The 20,074-nt window shown below is 65.5% G+C and carries 12 protein-coding genes; 11 read left to right on the plus strand and 1 reads right to left on the minus strand.

Annotated elements, in window-relative coordinates:
- The first annotated feature begins 55 nt into the window (after positions 1-55).
- Both N5C91_RS04670 and N5C91_RS04675 read left to right on the plus strand, forming a co-directional pair.
- Positions 56-9,376, plus strand: a complete 9,321-nt coding sequence (locus tag N5C91_RS04670; protein ID WP_279828162.1) for a retention module-containing protein — start codon at positions 56-58, stop codon at positions 9,374-9,376.
- Positions 9,377-9,566: 190 nt separating this feature from the next.
- Positions 9,567-10,751, plus strand: a complete 1,185-nt coding sequence (locus N5C91_RS04675; RefSeq protein WP_236175029.1) for a thiolase family protein — start codon at positions 9,567-9,569, stop codon at positions 10,749-10,751.
- Positions 10,752-10,942: 191 nt separating this feature from the next.
- Here the strand turns inward: N5C91_RS04675 and N5C91_RS04680 are convergent, their stop codons facing one another.
- Positions 10,943-11,152, minus strand: coding sequence for a DUF6316 family protein (locus N5C91_RS04680; RefSeq protein ID WP_236175028.1), 210 nt, complete (start codon positions 11,150-11,152; stop codon positions 10,943-10,945).
- Between the two features lie 293 nt (positions 11,153-11,445).
- On the opposite strand from N5C91_RS04680, the gene N5C91_RS04685 reads away from it, so the two are divergent.
- From N5C91_RS04685 to ssuB, 9 genes are all read left to right on the plus strand, one after another.
- On the plus strand, positions 11,446-12,084 hold the full coding sequence (locus tag N5C91_RS04685) for a peroxiredoxin (protein WP_024764389.1): 639 nt from the start codon (positions 11,446-11,448) through the stop codon (positions 12,082-12,084).
- 285 nt (positions 12,085-12,369) lie between these two features.
- Complete coding sequence (locus tag N5C91_RS04690; RefSeq protein WP_279828167.1) at positions 12,370-13,386, plus strand: aliphatic sulfonate ABC transporter substrate-binding protein; 1,017 nt, start codon at positions 12,370-12,372, stop codon at positions 13,384-13,386.
- Between the two features lie 18 nt (positions 13,387-13,404).
- Positions 13,405-14,226 carry an ABC transporter permease gene (locus N5C91_RS04695; RefSeq protein WP_279828232.1) on the plus strand — a complete coding sequence of 274 codons (822 nt, stop codon included), beginning with the start codon at positions 13,405-13,407 and terminating at the stop codon, positions 14,224-14,226.
- Positions 14,226-14,978 (plus strand): ABC transporter ATP-binding protein, encoded by a 753-nt coding sequence (locus N5C91_RS04700; RefSeq protein ID WP_236175026.1) that lies wholly within the window; start codon positions 14,226-14,228, stop codon positions 14,976-14,978. Before N5C91_RS04695 ends, N5C91_RS04700 begins: the two co-directional genes overlap by 1 nt.
- 332 nt (positions 14,979-15,310) lie before the next feature.
- The gene (gene ssuE, locus N5C91_RS04705; protein ID WP_279828171.1) at positions 15,311-15,904 is read left to right on the plus strand and encodes an NADPH-dependent FMN reductase; all 594 of its coding nucleotides are present in this window, start codon (positions 15,311-15,313) and stop codon (positions 15,902-15,904) included.
- A gap of 135 nt (positions 15,905-16,039) precedes the next feature.
- Positions 16,040-17,005: a sulfonate ABC transporter substrate-binding protein gene (locus N5C91_RS04710; protein ID WP_236201088.1), complete on the plus strand. Its 966-nt coding sequence runs from the start codon at positions 16,040-16,042 to the stop codon at positions 17,003-17,005.
- Between the two features lie 167 nt (positions 17,006-17,172).
- Positions 17,173-18,336 (plus strand): FMNH2-dependent alkanesulfonate monooxygenase, encoded by a 1,164-nt coding sequence (gene ssuD / locus N5C91_RS04715; RefSeq protein WP_279828174.1) that lies wholly within the window; start codon positions 17,173-17,175, stop codon positions 18,334-18,336.
- Positions 18,337-18,440: 104 nt separating this feature from the next.
- Entirely contained in the window at positions 18,441-19,229 is a 789-nt protein-coding gene (ssuC, locus tag N5C91_RS04720; RefSeq protein ID WP_279828176.1) for an aliphatic sulfonate ABC transporter permease SsuC, read from the plus strand.
- Positions 19,226-20,038 carry an aliphatic sulfonates ABC transporter ATP-binding protein gene (gene ssuB / locus N5C91_RS04725; protein WP_236201091.1) on the plus strand — a complete coding sequence of 271 codons (813 nt, stop codon included), beginning with the start codon at positions 19,226-19,228 and terminating at the stop codon, positions 20,036-20,038. The genes ssuC and ssuB overlap by 4 nt, the downstream gene beginning before the upstream one ends.
- The last annotated feature ends 36 nt before the right edge of the window (positions 20,039-20,074 follow it).

Below are 20,074 nucleotides of genomic sequence, written 5' to 3' on the forward strand. Positions count from 1 at the left end.
GGTCAATCGCGCGTCGGTGGAACCGACCGCGGGATGTGCAGCGGAGGAAGGACTCATGGCTACTTTGATGGGTGTCGTCAGCAAGGTAATCGGCGAAGTGTTTGCGGTAGCCGCCGATGGATCGCGTCGTCCTTTGGAACAGGGAGACAAGGTTTTTGTCGGTGAGCAGCTGGTCACCGGCGCCAATGGCGCAGTCGCGCTGAAGGTCGCAGGAGGCGGCGAGATCACGCTGGGGCGTGACAGCTCGCTGCCGCTGACCTCGCAGATGCTTTCCGCCGCGCACCAGGCGGAGCAGGGCGACCAGGCGGTTGCCCAGCAACAGCCGGCGACGCCGACCAAGCAGGACGTCACCGACGTCAAGGCGCTGCAGGCGGCCATCGCCGCGGGCGCCGACCCGACCCAGCAAGCCGAAGCCACTGCCGCAGGGCCCAGTGCCGCAGGCGCGGCCAACAACAAGCCAGGCGGCGGGCACTCCTTCGTGCTGCTGACCGAGGTGGGCGGGCACATTGACCCGAATATCGGCTTCCCCACCGGCCCGATCGGCTCGGGCCCGTTGCCCCTGCGTGAGTTCGACGGTGTCCCGCAGCCTCGCGCCGAGGCCGTTACGCCGCCGGAGGTGGTGCCGCCGGATGGCCAGCCGAGTGCGGGCCCCAGCGGCCCTGGCGGTGCCAGCGTATTCGAGGCCGGCTTGCCCGGCGGGATTCCCGATGGTGCCGGTGAGGGCGCGAGCTACTCCGGCAACCTGGGCTACAACTTCGGAAGCGATGGTGTCGGCAGCTTCGCCTGGGGCACTGCGGGGCTATCCAGCCTGACCTCGGGTGGTGTCGCCATCACCTACAGCGTCAGCCCTGACGGCCATGTGCTCACCGGCAGCGCCAATGGCACGCCGGTGTTCACCATCACCCTCACCAATATCAACACCGGCGCCTTCGAGGTCACCCTGCTGCAGCCGGTGGATCACCCGGTGAAGGGTTCCGAGGACACGCTGACTTTTGATGTTCCCTACACCATCACCGATGGCAACGGCACCTCGGCCAACGGTACCCTGACCGTGGGTATCGTCGACGACGCGCCGCAGGCCAGCCTGTCCGCCGACAATGGTGTGGACGTGCTGCTGCAGACCCATGACGCCAACACCATCGGGGCAGCATTCGACACCTCCAGCGCCGACTACAGCGCGGCGTTCAAGGTGACCGCCAACTATGGCGGTGACGGCGCCGGCACTACCGAGATGAGCTACAGCCTGAACCTGGTCGGCGGTAACGGCGCCAACTCGGGCCTGACCAGCGGCGGCGCGACTATCTACCTGTACAGCGTGGGCGGCGCCATCGTCGCCTCCACCTCGGCCAGCGCCGCCGGCATCAGCGGCGAGAACACCATCTTCAGCCTGTCGGTGAACGGCAGCACCGGTGTGGTCACCCTGACCCAGTACAGCGCCATCGATCATGCCCTGCCGGGCAGTGAAAGCGGCTATGCCAGCCAGACCGCAGTGCTCGATTCCGGCCTGGTGCAACTGCAGGGCAACCTGACGGTCACCGACCGCGACGGCGACAGCGTTTCCTCCAGCAGCTCCATCGACCTCGGCGGCCGCGTGAGCTTTACCGACGATGGCCCGAGCATTGCGGTGGGCAACACCGAGGGCCTGCACCTGACGGTGGACGAAACCAGCCTCGGCCAGGCTGCCACCAGCAGCGTCGCCGCGGGCGACCTGTTCAATGCGCAGTTCGGCGCAGACGGTGCCGGCTCGATTACCTACAAGGTCAGTGCCACTGACAACACCGACAGCGGCGTGAAGGACAGCGCCACGGGCGACAAGATCTTCCTGTTCAACACCGCCAATGGTGTCGAAGGCCGGGTGGGCGGTGCCGACGGCGCCGTCGCCTTCCGCGTGACCCTGGGTGCCGATGGCAAGATCACCCTCGACCAGGTGCGCGCCCTGGTGCACCCGGACGCTACCGACTCGAACGATCCGCTGAGTCTGGGCGAGGGCAAGATCAGCCTGACCGCCACCGTGACCGACGCCGACGGCGATCACCAGAGCGCCAGCCTCGACCTGGGCAGCAGGCTCACCTTCCTCGATGATGGCCCGAGCATCTCTGTCGGCAACACCGAGGGCCTGCACCTGACGGTGGACGAAACCAACCTCGGCCAGGCTGCCACCAGCACGGTCGGCGCAAGCGATCTGTTCAACGTCCAGTTTGGCGCTGACGGTGCCGGCTCGGTCACCTACAAGGTGTCCGCGACCGACAACACCGACAGCGGGGTGAAGGACACCGCTACCGGCGACAAGATCTTCCTGTTCAACACCGCCAATGGTGTCGAAGGCCGGGTGGGCGGTGCCGACGGTGCAGTCGCCTTCCGCGTGACCCTGGGCACCGACGGCAAGATCACCCTCGATCAACTGCGCGCGCTGGTCCATCCGGACGCCACCGACTCGAACGATCCGCTGAGCCTGGGTACCGGCAAGATCAGCCTGACCGCCACCGTGACCGACGCCGATGGCGACCACCAGAGCAGCAGCCTCGACCTGGGCAGCAGGCTCACCTTCCTCGATGACGGTCCGAGCATTTCCGTGGGCAACACCGAGGGCCTGCACCTGACGGTGGACGAAACCCACCTGGGCGTCACCGACACCAGCAGCACCAGCGTGGCCGACCTGTTCACCACGCACTTCGGCGCTGACGGCGCGGGCTCAATCACCTACAAGGTGGGCACCACCGATGGCACCGACAGCGGCCTGACGGACACCGCCACCGGCGCGAAGATCTTCCTCTTCAACACCCTCAACGGTGTGGAAGGGCGAGTCGGCACCAGTGCCGACGTAGCCTTCCGGGTCACCCTCGATCCGGACGGCAAGGTCACCCTCGACCAGCTGCGCGCGGTGGTTCACCCGAACCCCAGTGACGCCAATGACGGGGTCAGCCTCGACCCGAATACGCTCACCCTGACCGCCACCATCACCGACAAGGATGGCGACAGCTCCTCGGCGCACATCGACCTGGGCAGCAAGCTGACCTTCCTCGACGACGGCCCGAGCATCGAGCCGTGCAAGGATGCCGACATCAAGCTGACGGTGGACGAAACTCACCTGGGCGTCACCGACACCAGCAGTACCAGCGTGGCCGACCTGTTCACCGCGCACTTCGGCGCTGATGGCGCGGGCAACATCACCTACAAGGTAGGCACCACCGATGGCACCGACAGCGGCCTGAAGGACACCGCCACCGGCGAGAAGATATTCCTCTTCAACACCCTCAATGGTGTGGAAGGGCGAGTCGGCACCAGCGCCGACGTGGCCTTCCGGGTAACCCTCGATCCGGATGGCAAGGTCACCCTCGACCAGCTGCGCGCGGTGGTTCATCTGAACCCCGGTGACGCCAATGACGGGGTCAGCCTCGACCCGAATACGCTCACCCTGACCGCCACCATCACCGACAAGGATGGCGACAGCTCCTCGGCGCACATCGACCTGGGCAGCAAGCTGACCTTCCTCGACGACGGCCCGAGCATCGAGCCGTGCAAGGATGCCGATATCAAGCTGACGGTGGATGAAACCCACCTGGGCCAGGCTGATACCAGCAGCCTGAGCGTGGCCGATCTGTTCAACGCCCACTACGGCGCCGACGGTGCCGGCAGCATCGTTTACAAACTGAGCGCCGCCGACAACACCGACAGCGGCCTGAAGGATACCGCCACCGGCAGCAGGATCTTCCTCTACAACACGGCCAACGGTGTCGAGGGGCGCCTGGAGGGAACCAGTACGGTCGCCTTCCGCGTGGGCATCGATGCTGATGGCAAGGTCACCCTGGAACAACTGCGCGCGATGGCGCATCCGGATACCACCAATCCCGACGACGCCCTGCACCTGGATGGCCAGGTCACCCTGACGGCGACCATTACCGATGGCGACGGCGATCACCAGAGCGCCAGCATCGACCTGGGCAGCAAGCTGACCTTCCTCGATGACGGCCCGAGCATCGCCCCTTCGAGCATCTACGACATCAGCCTGGAAGTGGACGAGTCCAACCTCGGCAGCGATGCGCGCGTCGAGTCGAGCCTGGTTTCGCTGCTGTTCGAGTCGCACTTCGGTGCCGATGGCGCGGGCAGCATCACCTACAAGGTGAGCACCGTGGATGGCAGCGACAGCGGCCTGCGCGAGACCGCCAGCGGTGACCGCATCTTCCTCTACAACGAGAACGGCACGGTGGTCGGCCGCGTCGAGCACAGCAACGCCATCGCCTTCGTCGTCAGTGAGGACAACGGTGCGCTGATGCTCGACCAGCGCCTGGCGCTGGTGCACGGCAATCCGAACGACTCGGATGAACCGCTGCGCCTGGAGAACGGCAAGATCACCCTCACCGCGACCATCACCGATGGTGACGGTGACCATGCCTCGGCCTACGTCGACCTGGGCAGCAAGATGGTGTTCTACGACGATGGTCCGAGCATCGAACCCTGCACCACCGCCGACATCAGGCTGACGGTGGACGAGACCCAGCTGGGCGTTGCCGCCAGTGCCTCGGCCAGTGACGTGGCGGCGCTGTTCAGCAGCCACTTCGGCAATGACGGGGCTGGTGGCATCACCTACAAGCTGACTACCACCGAGGGTATCGACAGTGGCCTGAAGGACACCGCCACCGGCAGCAAGATCTTCCTCTACAACACCGCCAATGGCGTCGAAGGGCGCGTGGAGGGCACCAGCCTGGTGGCGTTCAGCGTCACCCAGCAGAACGGCGTCATCACTCTCGACCAGCAGCGCGCGCTGGTGCATCTGATCACCACCGACTCCAACGATCCGCTGAGCATCGGCGCCGGCAAGATCAGCCTCACCGCGACCATTACCGATGGCGATGGCGACCACGCCTCGGCGAGCGTCGACCTGGGCGGCAAGCTGACCTTCCTCGACGATGGCCCCAGCATCCAGCCGTGCACCGATGCCGATATCAGCCTGGTGGTGGATGAGTCCACCCTTGGCAGCGCCGCGCGTGTCGAGGCGTCGCTGGTGTCGCAACTGTTCACCACCAGCTTCGGCGCCGATGGTGCGGGAAGCGTTACCTACAAGGTCAGCGTGGCCCAGGACGGAACCGACAGCGGCCTGCGCGCAAGCGCCGATGGCGCGCGCATCCTGCTGTTCAACGACGGCAACGGGGTGGTCGGCAAGGTTGAGGGCAGCAACACCATCGCCTTCGTGGTACGCCCCGATGGCGGTGCGCTGACCCTGGAGCAACGTGTCGCCTTCATCCACCCGGACAGCCACAACGACGATGAAACGCTGAGCCTGGTGACCGGCAAGATCACCCTGACGGCCACCATCACCGATGGCGACGGCGACCATCAGAGCGCCAGCATCGACCTGGGCAGCAAGCTGATCTTCCACGACGACGGGCCGAGCATCGTCGCCAACCAGGCCAATGGTCCGGCGCTGGTGGTGGACGAGAGCAACCTGAACGCCAATGCCAGTGCCAGCGTCAGCAGCCTCTTCACCAGCAGCTACGGCGCGGACGGCGCAGGCTCGCTGGTGTACAAGGTGGTTGCCAGCAGCCAGGGCGGCGACAGCGGCCTGAGCGTCACCAATGGCGACAAGGTCTACCTGTTCAATGAAAACGGCGGCGTGGTCGGCCGCGTCGGTGGGGCCGGCGGCGCCATTGCCTTCACCGTGACGGTGAACAACGGCAACGTCACCCTCGACCAGCAGATGGCGCTCAAGCACCCGGACGGAGCCAACCCGGACGACGTGCTGAGCATCGCCGGCGGCAAGATCAGCCTCACCGCCACCATCACCGATGGCGACGGCGACTCGCACAGCGCCAGTGTCGAACTGGGCAGCCAGTTGAGCTTCCACGACGATGGCCCGAGCATTACCGCCAGTTCGCAAGGTGCCCCGGCGCTGACCGTGGACGAGTCGAACCTGGGCAGCGATGCCAGCGCCAATGTCACCAGTCTGTTCACCAGCAGCTACGGCGCCGACGGTGCGGGATCGCTGGTGTACAAGGTGGTGGCGGCGGCCGAAGGCAGCGACAGCGGCCTGCGCGTGACCAACGGCGACAAGATCTTCCTGTTCAACGAAAACGGTGGCGTGGTCGGTCGGGTTGGTGGAAGCGGTGGCGCCATTGCCTTCACCGTGACGGTGAACAATGGCAGCGTGACCCTCGACCAGCAGATGGCCTTCAAGCATCTGATCTCTACCGACCCGAACGACGCACTGAGCATCGCTACCGGCAAGATCGCCCTGGTCGCGACCATCACTGACGGCGATGGCGACTCCCAGTCGGCGAGCCTGGAGCTGGGCAGCAAGCTGACCTTCCTCGACGATGGTCCGAGCATCAGCGTGGACAACAGCGCCGTGCCGACGCTGACGGTCGATGAAAGCAACCTGAGCATCGATGCCAGCGCCAACTTCAGTACGGCCTTCAACGCCAACCCCGGCGCCGATGGCGGCAGCACTGCCTATAGCCTGACGGCTACCAGCGGTACCCAGAGCGGCCTGCAGACCACTGACGGGCAGAACATCGTGCTGGTCAAGGTCAGCGATACGCAGGTCGAAGGCCGGGTGGGCAGCACCAGTGGGGCGACGGCCTTCAAGGTGACGCTCGACAGCAGTGGCGTGGTCAAGCTCGACCAGCAACTGGCCCTCAAACATCCCAATGCCAATGACCCGAACGATTCGCTGAGCCTGGCCAACGGCAAGATCGGCCTGACCGCCACGGTGACCGATGGCGACGGTGATTCGAAGTCCGTCAGCGTCGACCTGGGCAGCAAGCTGAACTTCCTCGACGACGGCCCGACGGCGGTGGACGATTCGCCGCGCTGCCTGGTGCAGCAGGCGCCGCCGGCGGTGAACCTGACCCTGGTGGTGGACGTTTCCGGCAGCATGCAGGGCGACAAACTGGCCAACGCCAAGGCGGCGCTGGTCAACCTGGTGCAGCAGTATGCGGCCATGGGCATCGCCATCCACGTGTCGCTGCTGACCTTCGCCAGCACTGCCAAGGACCTCGGCGACTTCAACTTCAGCGGCAGCTCCGACGCTCAGTACACCTCCCTGGTGAACAAGATCAACGGCCTGCAGACCGAGGACAACACCAACTACCAGGTCGCGCTGAACCTGGCCAAGACCAACGTCACCTCCGATATCACCGCCAGCGGCCATGACCCGGCGGCGATCAACCGGGTGTACTTCATCTCCGATGGTCAGCCCAACGAAGGCAACACCAGCAGCGCCATCACCCAGTGGAAGGCATTCCTGGCCAACCCGGACGGTGACAACAACGACGCCACCAACCACGTCGATGCCTACGCCGTGGGCCTGGGCACCTCGATCACCAACGCCGACCTGGTGGGCATCGATGGCAAGGGCACGCCGATCATTGTCACCCAGCCCAGCGACCTCACCGCCACCCTGCAGAACCTGGTGACCATCGACTCGGTCAGCGGCAACCTGCTGGCCAACGATGTGCCGGTGAGCGCCGATGGAACCGTGCGCATCAGCCAGGTCGAGTTCGGCGGCGAGAAGTTTGCCGTGGATGCCTCGGGCAACTTCACCAACGTCAACCCCAGCGCGACCAGCGCGACCGGCAGCTACAGCAGCAGTACCGGCCTGCTGACCATCCAGACCAGCAGCGGCACGCTGACCGTGTACCTCAAGGATGTGGCGGGGCACCATGCCGGTGACTACACCTACGCCTCCAAGGCGGGCGTGGCCTTCCCGGAAAGCGGGCAGATCAGCGAGGTGTTCAAGTACACCATTGTCGATGGCGACGGCGACACGGCGTCGGCCAACCTCAATATCTGCCTGAAGTACGGCCAGCCCATTCTGGTGGTCGGCAGCAACGCCGGTGATGTCGATGGCTCTTCGGTCCTGCACACCGTTCCCAGCCCGCTGGATGCGGACAAGGCCGGGCAGATCAATGGCAGTGGCGGTAACGACGTACTGATCGGTGATGCCGGCGGAGTCTCGGTCTATACCCAGCCGGGCAAGAACTACAACATCTCGCTGATCGTCGACACCTCCACCAGCATGTCCGACGCCTCCGGCAGCGGTATGTCGCGCATGGCCCTGGCGAAGAACGCGCTGATCAACCTGGTGAACACCATCAAGGGACATGACGGGGTCATCAACGTCAACCTGGTGTCGTTCGCCGACACCGCCAAGAGCACCAGCTTCAACGGCCTGACCACAGCCAACGTGACCTTGCTGATCGCAGCGATCAATGCCCTCAGCGCAAACGGTGCGACCAACTACGACGATGCCATGCAGAAGGCCTCGGCGTGGTTCAACAGCCAGGTCAATACCAACCATGCCGATGCTGCCCACGGCTACGTCAACCTGGCGTTCTTCCTCACCGACGGCAACCCCACTGTCTACAACGGCAACGCCGGCAGTGGCAGCAGCACCAACTACAACGACATGAACGTCGCGCTCACTTCCGGGCACGACATGCTGCACCATGACGGCGCCCTGGTCGGCGACAACTCGGTGAGCGTCAATGCCATCGGTATCGGCAGCGGCATCAACAGCGACTACCTGCGCTACTTCGACAACACCAACACCACCGGTACTGTCGGCACCAGCGTCGATGGCACTACCCTCACCAACTCGGTCGGCCAGCCGCAGATCATCAACACCGCCGAGCAGTTGCAGGCGGCGCTGCAGGAAGGCTTCAGCACCAGCACACCGGCGACGGTGGGCAACGACCATCTGGTCGGCGGCGCGGGTAACGACATCATCTTCGGCGATGTCATCAACACCGACCAACTGGCCTGGGCCGGGCATGCCGCCGGCACGCACAACGGCCAGGGCTTCCAGGCGCTGGTGGACTACCTGACCGCGACCAATGGTACGGCGCCGACGGCGGCGACGATCAGCAACTACATCGTCCAGCACGCCGATCAGTTCAACGTCGCCGGTGACACCCGCGGCGGTGACGACATCCTCGAGGGCGGCCCGGGCAATGACCTGATGTTCGGCCAGGGTGGCAACGACAAGCTGATCGGCGGGCCCGGCGACGACATCATGTACGGCGGCACCGGTGCGGATGAGTTCATCTGGAAGTCCGGCGATACCGGTCACGATGTGATCAAGGACTTCAACATCGCCGAGCACGACGTGCTGAACTTCGCCGACCTGCTGCAAGGGGAAACCGCCACCGCCTCGTCGCTGGCGCACTACCTGACCTTCTCGGTCAGCGCCGGCACCACCACCATCGGCGTCAGCCCCACCAGCGGTGGCGCCGTCACCCAGACCGTCGACCTGGCCAACGTCGACCTCGCCTCCAAGTACGCGGGCCATGCCGGTAGCGGCGTGCTCTCGGCGGGAGATACGCAGACCGTGCTCACCGGCCTGCTGGGGGACCACGCGATCAAGACCGACACCGTCTGACCCCGTGTGACGCCAGTCGAAACCGCCGCCTCCGGGCGGCGGTTTCGTTTGGGCCCGGCGTATCGGTCAATGGGGAGGAACAGGGCTCGGCTATACGGCTGGTGAATGATCGTCGCTCTGCGTCCTCACTGGCGCCTATGCTCGGGGCCAGACCATCCTCCCCAACGAACAACAAGCAACGAGGTTTCCCATGCGCGAAGTGGTGATCGTCGACAGCGTCCGTACCGGCCTGGCCAAGTCCTTCCGGGGCAAATTCAACATGACCCGTCCGGACGACATGGTCGCCCATTGCATCGACGCGCTGCTGGCGCGCAATAACCTCGATCCGCTGCTGGTGGATGACTGCGTGGTCGGCGCCGGTTCCAACGAAGGCGCCCAGGGCCACAACATCGGCCGCAACGCGGCGGTGCTGTCGCGCCTGGGTATCCACGTCGCCGGCATGACCCTCAACCGCTACTGCTCCTCGGGCCTGCAGGCCATCGCCATTGCCGCCAACCAGGTGGCCTCGGGCTGCAGCGACATCCTGGTGGCCGGCGGCGTCGAGTCGATCAGCATGACCGCGGGCAAGATGAACCGCGACAACTTCGTCAACCCGCGCCTGGAGTCGGACTTCCCCGGCATCTACTACCCGATGGGGCAGACCGCCGAGATCGTCGCCCGCCGCTACAACGTCACCCGCGAAGCGCAGGACCTGTACTCGCTGCAGAGCCAGCAGCGCACCGCGCGCGCCCAGGCCGAAGGCCTGTTCGACGATGAAATCGTGCCGATGAGCGTGAAGTACCTGGTGGAAGACAAGGCCACCGGCGAGAAGAAGGTGCTCGATGCCGTGGTCGACCGCGACGACTGCAACCGCCCGGAAACCACCCTCGAGGGCCTGAACTCCCTCAAGCCGGTGTTCGCCGAGGACGGCTCGGTCACCGCCGGCAACGCCTCCCAGCTGTCCGATGGCGCTTCCATGACCCTGGTCATGAGCCTGGACAAGGCACTGGAACTGGGCCTCAAGCCCAAGGCCTTCTTCCGCGGCTTCACCGTCGCCGGTTGCGAGCCGGACGAAATGGGCATCGGCCCGGTGTTCTCGGTGCCCAAGCTGCTCAAGGCCAAGGGCCTGCAGGTCGCCGACATCGACCTCTGGGAGCTCAACGAAGCATTCGCCTCGCAGTGCCTGTATGCCCGCGATCGCCTGGGTATCGACAACGAGAAGTACAACGTCAACGGTGGCTCCATCTCCATCGGCCACCCCTTCGGCATGACTGGCTCGCGCCAGGTCGGCCACCTGGTGCGCGAACTGCAGCGGCGCAACCTGCGCTACGGCATCGTCACCATGTGCGTGGGCGGCGGCATGGGCGCCACCGGCCTGTTCGAAGCGGTACGCTGAGCACGGCGGGCGAGGGCGCCCGCCCTTGCCCGAAAGGCGCCGACCGCTCCACGCAAGCGGTGCGGTGCCTTGCAAAGCCCCTGGCGGAAACGCCGGGGGCTTTTTCATTTGCGCTTGCCTGTGGAGCGAAGCTGGCAAAACAAAACCCCGGCACCAGGCCGGGGTTCTGCGTTCTTTGCGTCAGTTCGGAGTCAACGCGCAACCCGCGCCATCAGCCCCGCTGCCTGCCGCATGCGGGTGATGTACTGCGCCACTTCGCGCTCGGCGTCGAAGCGGGTGAAGTAGGGGCCTTCGAGCGTGCCCTCGCGGGTGGAGAAGAAGTACTGACCATTGACCGAACTGATCCGATCACTGCGGTAATGGGTGGCCGCCTGACCGTCGTCGACTCGTTGCCCCAACATACGCTGACCTCCCGTACAAAAGGATTAATTGATTCGAGTGTATGACGCAAAGCCCCGCCGCGCCTGGGTTACGGGCGGATGGCGACGAACGGTGGGCTTTCGTCTCAGCGCTGAAACACATGCCCAGCCGAGCTTCACCGGCCTTTGACTATGCTCAGTGTCCGGCGCCTTGGGCGGCGGAGCAGGGTCGGCAGAAGTTTTGATATTTTGGTTATAAGAAAATCAAAATATATTCTTTTTAATGCGTAAAGACCTTGTGCATAGTGGCTACCAACACGAACAAGGAGAGACCCATGAGCTTGCGACTTGGCGACATCGCCCCCGACTTCGAACAGGAATCCAGCGAAGGCCGCATCCGTTTCCATGAGTGGCTCGGCAACAGCTGGGGCATTCTGTTCTCCCACCCGGCCGACTTCACCCCGGTGTGCACCACCGAGCTGGGCCTGACCGCCAAGCTCAAGGATCAGTTCGCCGCCAAGGGCGTCAAGGTGATCGCGCTGTCCGTCGACCCGGTGGACTCCCACGTGAAGTGGATCGACGACATCAACGAGACCCAGAACACCGTGGTCAACTTCCCGATCATCGCCGATGCCGACCGCAAGGTTTCCGAGCTGTACGACCTGATCCACCCGAACGCCAATGACACCCTCACCGTGCGTTCGCTGTTCGTCATCGACCCGAACAAGAAGGTGCGCCTGACCATCACCTACCCGGCGAGCACCGGGCGCAACTTCAACGAAATCCTGCGTGTCATCGACTCGCTGCAGCTCACCGACAACCACAAGGTCGCCACGCCCGGCAACTGGCAGGACGGCGATGACGTGGTGATCGTGCCCTCGCTCAAGGACGAGGAAGAGATCAAGCAGCGTTTCCCCAAGGGCTACCGCGCGATCAAACCCTACCTGCGCCTGACGCCGCAACCGAACAAGTGATTCGAAGCGGCTGTGCGTCGGCCAGCCTGCGTTGCCAGCGGCAGCGAGATGCTCATGTGCTGTAGCACACTCCGCTCTCACTGCCGCTGGCGCCTTGCCTGGCTCTAGCTCGCGCGCTTCGGAGGCAGAAGTTTCAACCTCGAGCGGGAAATCGGGCCGGTTCGCCGGCCCATTTTTTATCTTTCACGCGCGGACCACGCCGCGCTTTTTTATTCGCTTCAGTCCCCGTCCTGACTTGCCCGCCAAACGGGAAGAAGACACCAGCCCACGCCAAGGAGAACGACCATGGGTCATTCCACCTGGCGCCGCAGCCTGGCCGTCGCTCTTCTCGCGAGCCTGCCGATCGGCGCCTACAACAGCCCCATCCAAGCCGCCGACGCACCCAGGGAGGTGCGCCTGGACTACGCCTACTACGCGCCCACCAGCCTGGTGCTCAAGCACTTCGGCTGGCTGGAGAAATCCCTCAAGCCGCAGGGCACCGAAGTGCGCTGGGTATTCAGCCAGGGCAGCAACCGTTCGCTGGAATACCTCAACGCCGGCAGTACCGACTTCGCTTCCACCGCAGGCCTGGCCGCCGTGCTCAGCCGCGCCAATGGTGCGCCGCTGAAGACCGTCTACATCGCCAGCCGCCCGGAGTGGACCGCGCTGGTGGTGCCCAAGGATTCGCCGCTCAAGTCCGTGGCTGACCTCAAGGGCAAGAAGATCGCCGCCACCAAGGGCACCGATCCCTACCTGTTCCTCCTGCGCAGCCTGCAGCAGGCCGGGCTGGACAAGAACGACGTGGAGATCGTCCACCTGCAGCACCCGGACGGCCGTGCCGCGCTGGAGCAGGGCAGGGTGGATGCCTGGGCGGGGCTGGACCCGCACATGGCCGCCAGCGAACTGCAGGCCGGTTCGCGCCTGCTGTACCGCAACGTCGACTTCAACAGCTACGGCGTGCTCAGCGTCACTGAGAAATTCGAGCAGGAGCAGCCGGCGCTGATCAAGCAGGTCATCGCCGCCTACGAAGAGGCGCGCCAGTGGGCCATCGCCCACCCGAAGGAGACCGCGAAGCTGCTCGCCGAGGAAGCCAAGCTGCCGCTTGAAGTGGCGAAGCTGCAACTCTCGCGCACCGACTTCAGCAAACCGCTGCCGGGGGCCGAGCAGGTTGCCGCGCTGAAAGCTGCCGCACCGATTCTGGTCGATGAGCAACTGGTTCGCCCGGGTACCGACGTCACTGCCGTGGTGGATCAGCTGATCGCTCCGCAACTGGCTGGCGAGGTCATCGGCAAGGCTGGCGCCGTCGCCAAGGCGGAGCAGTAAGCCATGCCACCCCAGAGCCTGCCGACCCAGAGCCTGCGCCTCGCCCGCCAGCACCGCCAGCCAACGCTGCGCTGGCCGCGGCTGAGCTGGCGCGCCTGGCTGCTGCCGCTGCTGCTGTGCGCAGTGCTGGAACTGGTGGTACGCGTCGGCTGGTTGCCCGAGCACCAGATGCCGGCACCCAGCAGCGTCGCGCTGACGCTCTGGCAACTGGCCCAGGGCGAGCTGTGGAAACACGTGGCGGCCAGCCTTGCGCGGGTGGCTGCCGGCTTCTCCATCGGCGCGGCGTTGGCCATCCTGATCGGCACCTGGGTCGGCCTCAGCCAGCGTGCCGAGGCTTATCTCGAACCGACTTTCCAGGCATTGCGGGCCATCCCCAGCCTCGCCTGGGTGCCGCTCCTGCTGCTCTGGCTGGGCATCGACGAAACCCCGAAGATCGTCCTGATCGCCCTCGGCGCCTTCTTCCCCGTGTATCTCTCGCTGGTAGCCGGCGTGCGTAACGTCGACCGCAAGTGGGTCGAGCTGGGCCGGCTGTATCACCTGTCGCCGTTCGCCCTGGTGCGGCGGATTCTGCTGCCGGCGGCGTTGCCGAGCCTGTTCACCGGCTTGCGCGGCGCGCTGAGCCTGAGCTGGATGTTCCTCGTCGCCGCCGAGCTGATCGCCGCCACCCGTGGCCTGGGCTACCTGCTCAGCGATGGCCGGGAAACCTCGCGGCCGGACATCGTCATCGCCGCGATCCTGGTGCTGGCGGTGCTCGGCAAGCTCAGCGACAGCCTGCTCAAGGCGCTGGAGCAGCGTGCGCTGGCCTGGCGCGATACCTTCCTCGGCAATGGAGAGAGCTGATGAGCGCCTTGCTGGAACTGCGTGATATCCGCAAGAGCTTCTCCGGCGTACGCGTGCTCGACGACGTCAGCCTGAGTCTGGCGCCCGGCGAAGTGGTCAGTCTGCTCGGCCCCAGCGGCTGTGGAAAAAGTACCCTGCTGCGCATCGCCGCCGGGCTGGATGACGAATTCGCCGGCTCGCTGGAGCGCAACCCGCTGCTGGGCTTCGGCCCGGACAGCGATACCGGCCGTGGCGGCGGTGGCGTCGGCGTGGTGTTCCAGGAGCCGCGCCTGCTGCCCTGGCTCACCGTGGCGCAGAACATCGGCTTCGCCGATGGCTGGCTGGCCGACGATACCCGCATCGAGCACCTGCTGCGCGACGTGGGCCTGGAAGGCAAGGGCGAGTTGCTGCCCAAGCAGCTCTCCGGCGGCATGGCCCAGCGTGCGGCCATCGCCCGTGGCCTCTATGGCCGGCCGCAGGTGTTGCTGCTGGACGAGCCCTTCAGCGCGGTGGACGCCTTTACCCGCATCCGCCTGCAGGACCTGATCCAGCAACTGGCGCTGGAGTACGACATCAGCATCCTGCTGGTCACCCACGACCTCGACGAAGCCTTCTACCTCAGCGACCGCGTGCTGCTTTTGGGTGGCACGCCCAGCCGCCTGCGCCGCGAATTCCCCGTGCCGCTGCCGCGCCCGCGCGACCGTCGCGCGGTGGAACTGGCCTTCCTGCGCGGCGAAGCGCTGACCGAACTGCACCAGTCGCACGTCATCTGACGTTCCGCCCCTACGGAATGCCGCTGTGCTCGGATCGGCCCTCACCCTAGCCCTCTCCCAGAGGGAGAGGGGACCATTCGGTGCAGGATGAAACCACAGCATCAGCCGGCACGGCCTGCCCCCTCTCCCTAAGGGAGAGGGTTGGGGTGAGGGGAAAATGCAAGCGCAGAATTATCCCGGAGAAGACAGTTGTTCATGCTTTTAAAACAAAATCGCATAATTAAATGAAAAAATAACATTTATTGGAATATGAGGTTGCCTGTTAAGGTCTATGCACATTGGTTAGCAGGACGGCATTTGTATCGTCCTGATCGTTATAAGGAAGCGTGCAGATGTATGTAGTCACCCTTGCCGGCAGCCCCAGCCAGCGTTCCCGTTCCGGTGTCCTCCTGGATGTCGCACGGAACTGGCTGCACGCCCACGGCGCCGAGGTGCGCTCCTACTCCGTGCGCGACTTTCCCGCTGAAGACCTGCTGCATGCGCGCTTCGACAGCCCGCGGGTGGTGGAGCTGATCGAGCAGGTCCTGCGCGCCGACGGCCTGGTGATCTCCACGCCGGTGTACAAGGCGTCCATTGCCGGGGCGCTGAAAGTGATTCTCGACCTGCTGCCGGAGCGGGCATTGGCGCACAAGGTGGTGCTGCCCCTGGCCACCGGCGGCAGCAACGCCCACATGCTGGCGGTGGACTACGCGCTCAAGCCGGTCCTCGCTGCGCTGAAGGCCCAGGAAACCCTGCACGGCGTGTTCGCCGAAGAGAGCCAGGTGCAATACCCCGAGGGCAATTCCCCGGCGCGCCTGGAGTCGACCCTCGAACACCGGCTGCTGGAATCCCTGGAACACTTCCACGGCGCCCTCGCGCGCCGGCCGAAACCCATCGACCCGAACCTGCTCAACGAACGGCTGATCAACGCCCGCTGGAGCATCTGACAGGCAACTCCACGCAGGAACACGCCAAGCCCCGAACCGGCAGGCGGCAACTGCGTCACCAACAAGAAAAGGCCCTCACCGTCCCGTCAACGGGACCGCAGGTCCGGCAATCACACTCGATGAAGGATCACTCCCATGCGGACCCTTACTTTGCGTAGTGGACTGGCGGCCCTGCTGATCGCGGCCCTGTCCTACAACGTCCAGGCGGACGAACAACCCGGCACCCTGCGTATCGGTTATCAGAAATACGGCACCCTGGTGCTGCTCAAGGCCCGTGGCACGCTGGAGAAGCGCCTGGCCGAGCAGGGCGTCAAGGTGCAATGGACCGAATTCCCCGGCGGCCCGCAGCTGCTCGAAGGCCTGAACGTCGGTAGCATCGACTTCGGCGTCACCGGCGAGACCCCGCCGGTGTTCGCCCAGGCTGCTGGCGCCGATCTGGTCTACGTGGCCCACGAGCCGCCGGCGCCGACCAGCGAAGCGATCCTGTTGCCCAAGGACTCGCCGATCAAATCCGTCGCCGAGCTGAAGGGCAAGAAAGTCGCCCTGAACAAAGGCTCCAACGTGCACTACCTGCTGGTGCGTGCCCTGGAGAAAGCCGGCCTGAAATACACCGATATCCAGCCCGTCTACCTGCCGCCGGCCGACGCCCGCGCCGCCTTCGAGCGTGGCAGCGTCGACGCCTGGGTAATCTGGGACCCGTACCAGGCTGCCGCCGAGAAACAGCTCGCCGCCCGCACCCTGGTGGATGGCAGCGGTCTTGTGGATAACCACCAGTTCTACCTGGCGACCCGCCCCTACGCGAACAACCACCCGCAGGTGATCACCACCCTGATCGACGAAGTGCGTTCGGTGGGCGAGTGGTCCCAGCAGAACCCGCAGCAGGTGACCGACCAGGTTGCGCCGCTGCTCGGCCTGCCGGCGGACATCACCTTCACCGCGGTGAAACGCCAGGGCTACGGCGCCCAGCCGATCACCCCGGAAGTCACCGCCGCGCAGCAGAAGATCGCCGACACCTTCACCGACCTGAAGCTGATCCCGAAGAAGCTGAGCATCAAGGACGTGGTGTGGACGGCGCCGGCCAAGGTAGCCGCCAGCAACTAACCCGCTTTGTGTAGGAGCGAGCTTGCTCGCGAACCCGTCCAGCTTCAGCGCTGCCGGGAGTCTGTTCGCGAGCAAGCTCGCTCCTACGAAGAACAGCAGCAACACGTACACCCACCCCTTCATCGCGCGGCTACGCCACGCCGGCGCGCTTATCTGGAGTTACTGCGATGAGTCTCAACATCTTCTGGTTCCTGCCGACCCACGGCGACGGCCACTACCTGGGCACCGCCGAAGGTGCCCGCGCCGTGGACCACGGTTATCTGCAACAGGTCGCCCAGGCCGCCGACCGCCTCGGTTTCGGTGGTGTGCTGATCCCCACCGGCCGCTCCTGCGAGGATTCCTGGCTGGTCGCCGCCTCGCTGATCCCGGTGACCCAGCGCCTGAAGTTCCTGGTCGCCCTGCGCCCGGGCATCATTTCCCCGACCGTGGCCGCCCGCCAGGCCGCAACCCTCGACCGGCTCTCCGGTGGGCGCGCGCTGTTCAACCTGGTGACCGGTGGCGACCCGGACGAGCTGGCCGGTGACGGCCTGCACCTGAGCCACGCCGAGCGCTACGAAGCCTCGGTCGAGTTCACCCGCATCTGGCGCCGCGTACTGGAAGGCGAGACCGTCGACTACGACGGCAAGCACCTGCAAGTGAAGGGCGCCAAGCTGCTCTATCCGCCGATCCAGCAACCGCGTCCGCCGCTGTACTTCGGTGGTTCCTCCGACGCCGCGCAGGACCTCGCCGCCGAGCAGGTCGAGCTGTACCTGACCTGGGGCGAGCCGCCGGCCGCCGTCGCCGAGAAAATCGCCCAGGTCCGCGAAAAGGCTGCCAGGCAAGGCCGCAGCGTGCGCTTCGGCATCCGCCTGCACGTGATCGTCCGCGAGACCAACGAGGAAGCCTGGCAGGCTGCCGACCGCCTGATCTCGCACCTGGACCAGGACACCATCGACCGCGCCCAGGCGTCCCTGGCGCGCTTCGATTCCGTCGGCCAGCAACGCATGGCCGCCCTGCACGGCGGCAGCAAGGACAAGCTGGAAGTCAGCCCCAATCTCTGGGCCGGCGTCGGCCTGGTTCGCGGCGGTGCCGGTACCGCGCTGGTCGGCGACGGCCCCACGGTGGCGGCACGCGTGAAGGAATACGCCGACCTGGGGATCGACACCTTCATCTTCTCCGGCTACCCGCACCTGGAAGAGTCCTACCGGGTCGCCGAACTGCTCTTCCCGCACCTGGACCTGGCCCAGCCCCAGCAGCCGCAGGCGCGCGGCTACGTCAGCCCGTTCGGCGAGATGGTCGCTAATGATTCTCTGCCTCCTAAAAAGCTGCCCAAGGCGGCATCGGCGAGCTGACAAGACCGTAGGGCGAATAACGCAAAGCGTTATCCGCCACCGACGCGAGACGGCGGATGAAGCGTTCCGCTTCATGCGCCCTACGACGAATCCGGAGAGAAGAGATGAGCGTTTCCAACAACCTTGCCCAGCGCCTCGCGCCCTGGGCCCTGCCGGTGGGCCTGGTGGTGATCTGGCAACTGGCGGTGGAATTCGGCTGGCTGTCCAGCCGCATCCTCCCCGCGCCCAGCGCCGTGGCAGAGGCCGGCTACCACCTGGTGGTCAGCGGCGAGCTCTGGCAGCACCTGGCGATCAGCACCTGGCGCGCTGCGGTCGGCTTCGTCATCGGCGGCAGCATCGGCCTGCTGCTGGGGTTGATCACCGGCCTGTCGAAATGGGGCGAGCGCTTCCTCGACAGCTCGGTGCAGATGATCCGCAACGTGCCGCACCTGGCGCTGATCCCGCTGGTGATCCTGTGGTTCGGCATCGACGAGTCGGCGAAGATATTCCTGGTCGCCCTCGGTACGCTGTTCCCGATCTACCTCAACACCTACCACGGCATCCGCAACATCGATCCGGGCCTGCTGGAAATGTCGCGCAGCTACGGGCTGTCCGGCTTTGCGCTGTTCCGCCAGGTGATCCTGCCCGGCGCGCTGCCCTCGATCCTGGTGGGCGTGCGCTTCGCCCTGGGCTTCATGTGGCTGACCCTGATCGTCGCCGAGACCATTTCCGCCAACTCCGGCATCGGCTACCTGGCGATGAACGCCCGGGAGTTCCTGCAGACCGACGTGGTGGTGCTGGCCATCCTGCTCTACGCCGTGCTCGGCAAGCTGGCTGACCTCGCTGCCCGCGGCCTGGAACGCGTGTGGCTGCGCTGGCACCCGGCGTATCAGGTGAAGGGAGGTGCGGCATGAACGCCGTCAACAACTTGCCGCAACAACTGAAGAAAGGCATCCCGCTGGCCCTGGAAAACGTGCGCAAGCGCTTCGGCGAGCGTGAAGTGCTCAAGGGTATCGACCTGCGCATTCCTGCCGGCCAGTTCGTCGCCATCGTCGGTCGCAGCGGTTGCGGCAAGAGCACCCTGCTGCGTCTGCTGGCCGGCCTCGATGCCGCCAGCGACGGCCAGTTGCTGGCGGGCTCCGCGCCGCTGGAAAGCGCTCGCGAAGAGACCCGCCTGATGTTCCAGGACTCGCGCCTGCTGCCGTGGAAACGGGTGATCGACAACGTCGGCCTCGGCCTCAAGGGCGACTGGCGCGGCAAGGCGCTGGAGGCGCTGGAAGCCGTGGGCCTGTCCGACCGCGCCAACGAGTGGCCGGCGGGCTTGTCCGGCGGCCAGAAGCAGCGTGTGGCCCTGGCCCGTGCGCTGATCCACCAGCCACGCCTGCTGCTGCTCGACGAGCCGCTGGGTGCCCTGGACGCGTTGACCCGTATCGAGATGCAGCAACTGATCGAAGGCCTCTGGCAGCAGCATGGCTTCACCGTGCTGCTGGTCACCCACGATGTCAGCGAGGCCGTGGCCATCGCCGACCGGGTGATCCTCATCGAAGACGGCGAGATCGGCCTGGACCTGAATGTCGAGCTGCACCGGCCGCGCGCCCGTGGTTCGGCACGCCTGGCCGCGCTCGAAGCCGAAGTGCTCGAACGCGTGCTGTCGCTGCCGGCGCAGCCGCCCGAGCCGGAACCCGTATCGCCACTGCCCACGCAACTGCGCTGGGCACTCTGATCCAACGTTCACACGTGTAACGCCATTCCCCAAGGA

Origin of the sequence: Pseudomonas sp. GD03903 (assembly GCF_029840045.1) — a bacterium.
Taxonomy (GTDB): domain Bacteria; phylum Pseudomonadota; class Gammaproteobacteria; order Pseudomonadales; family Pseudomonadaceae; genus Pseudomonas; species Pseudomonas pseudonitroreducens.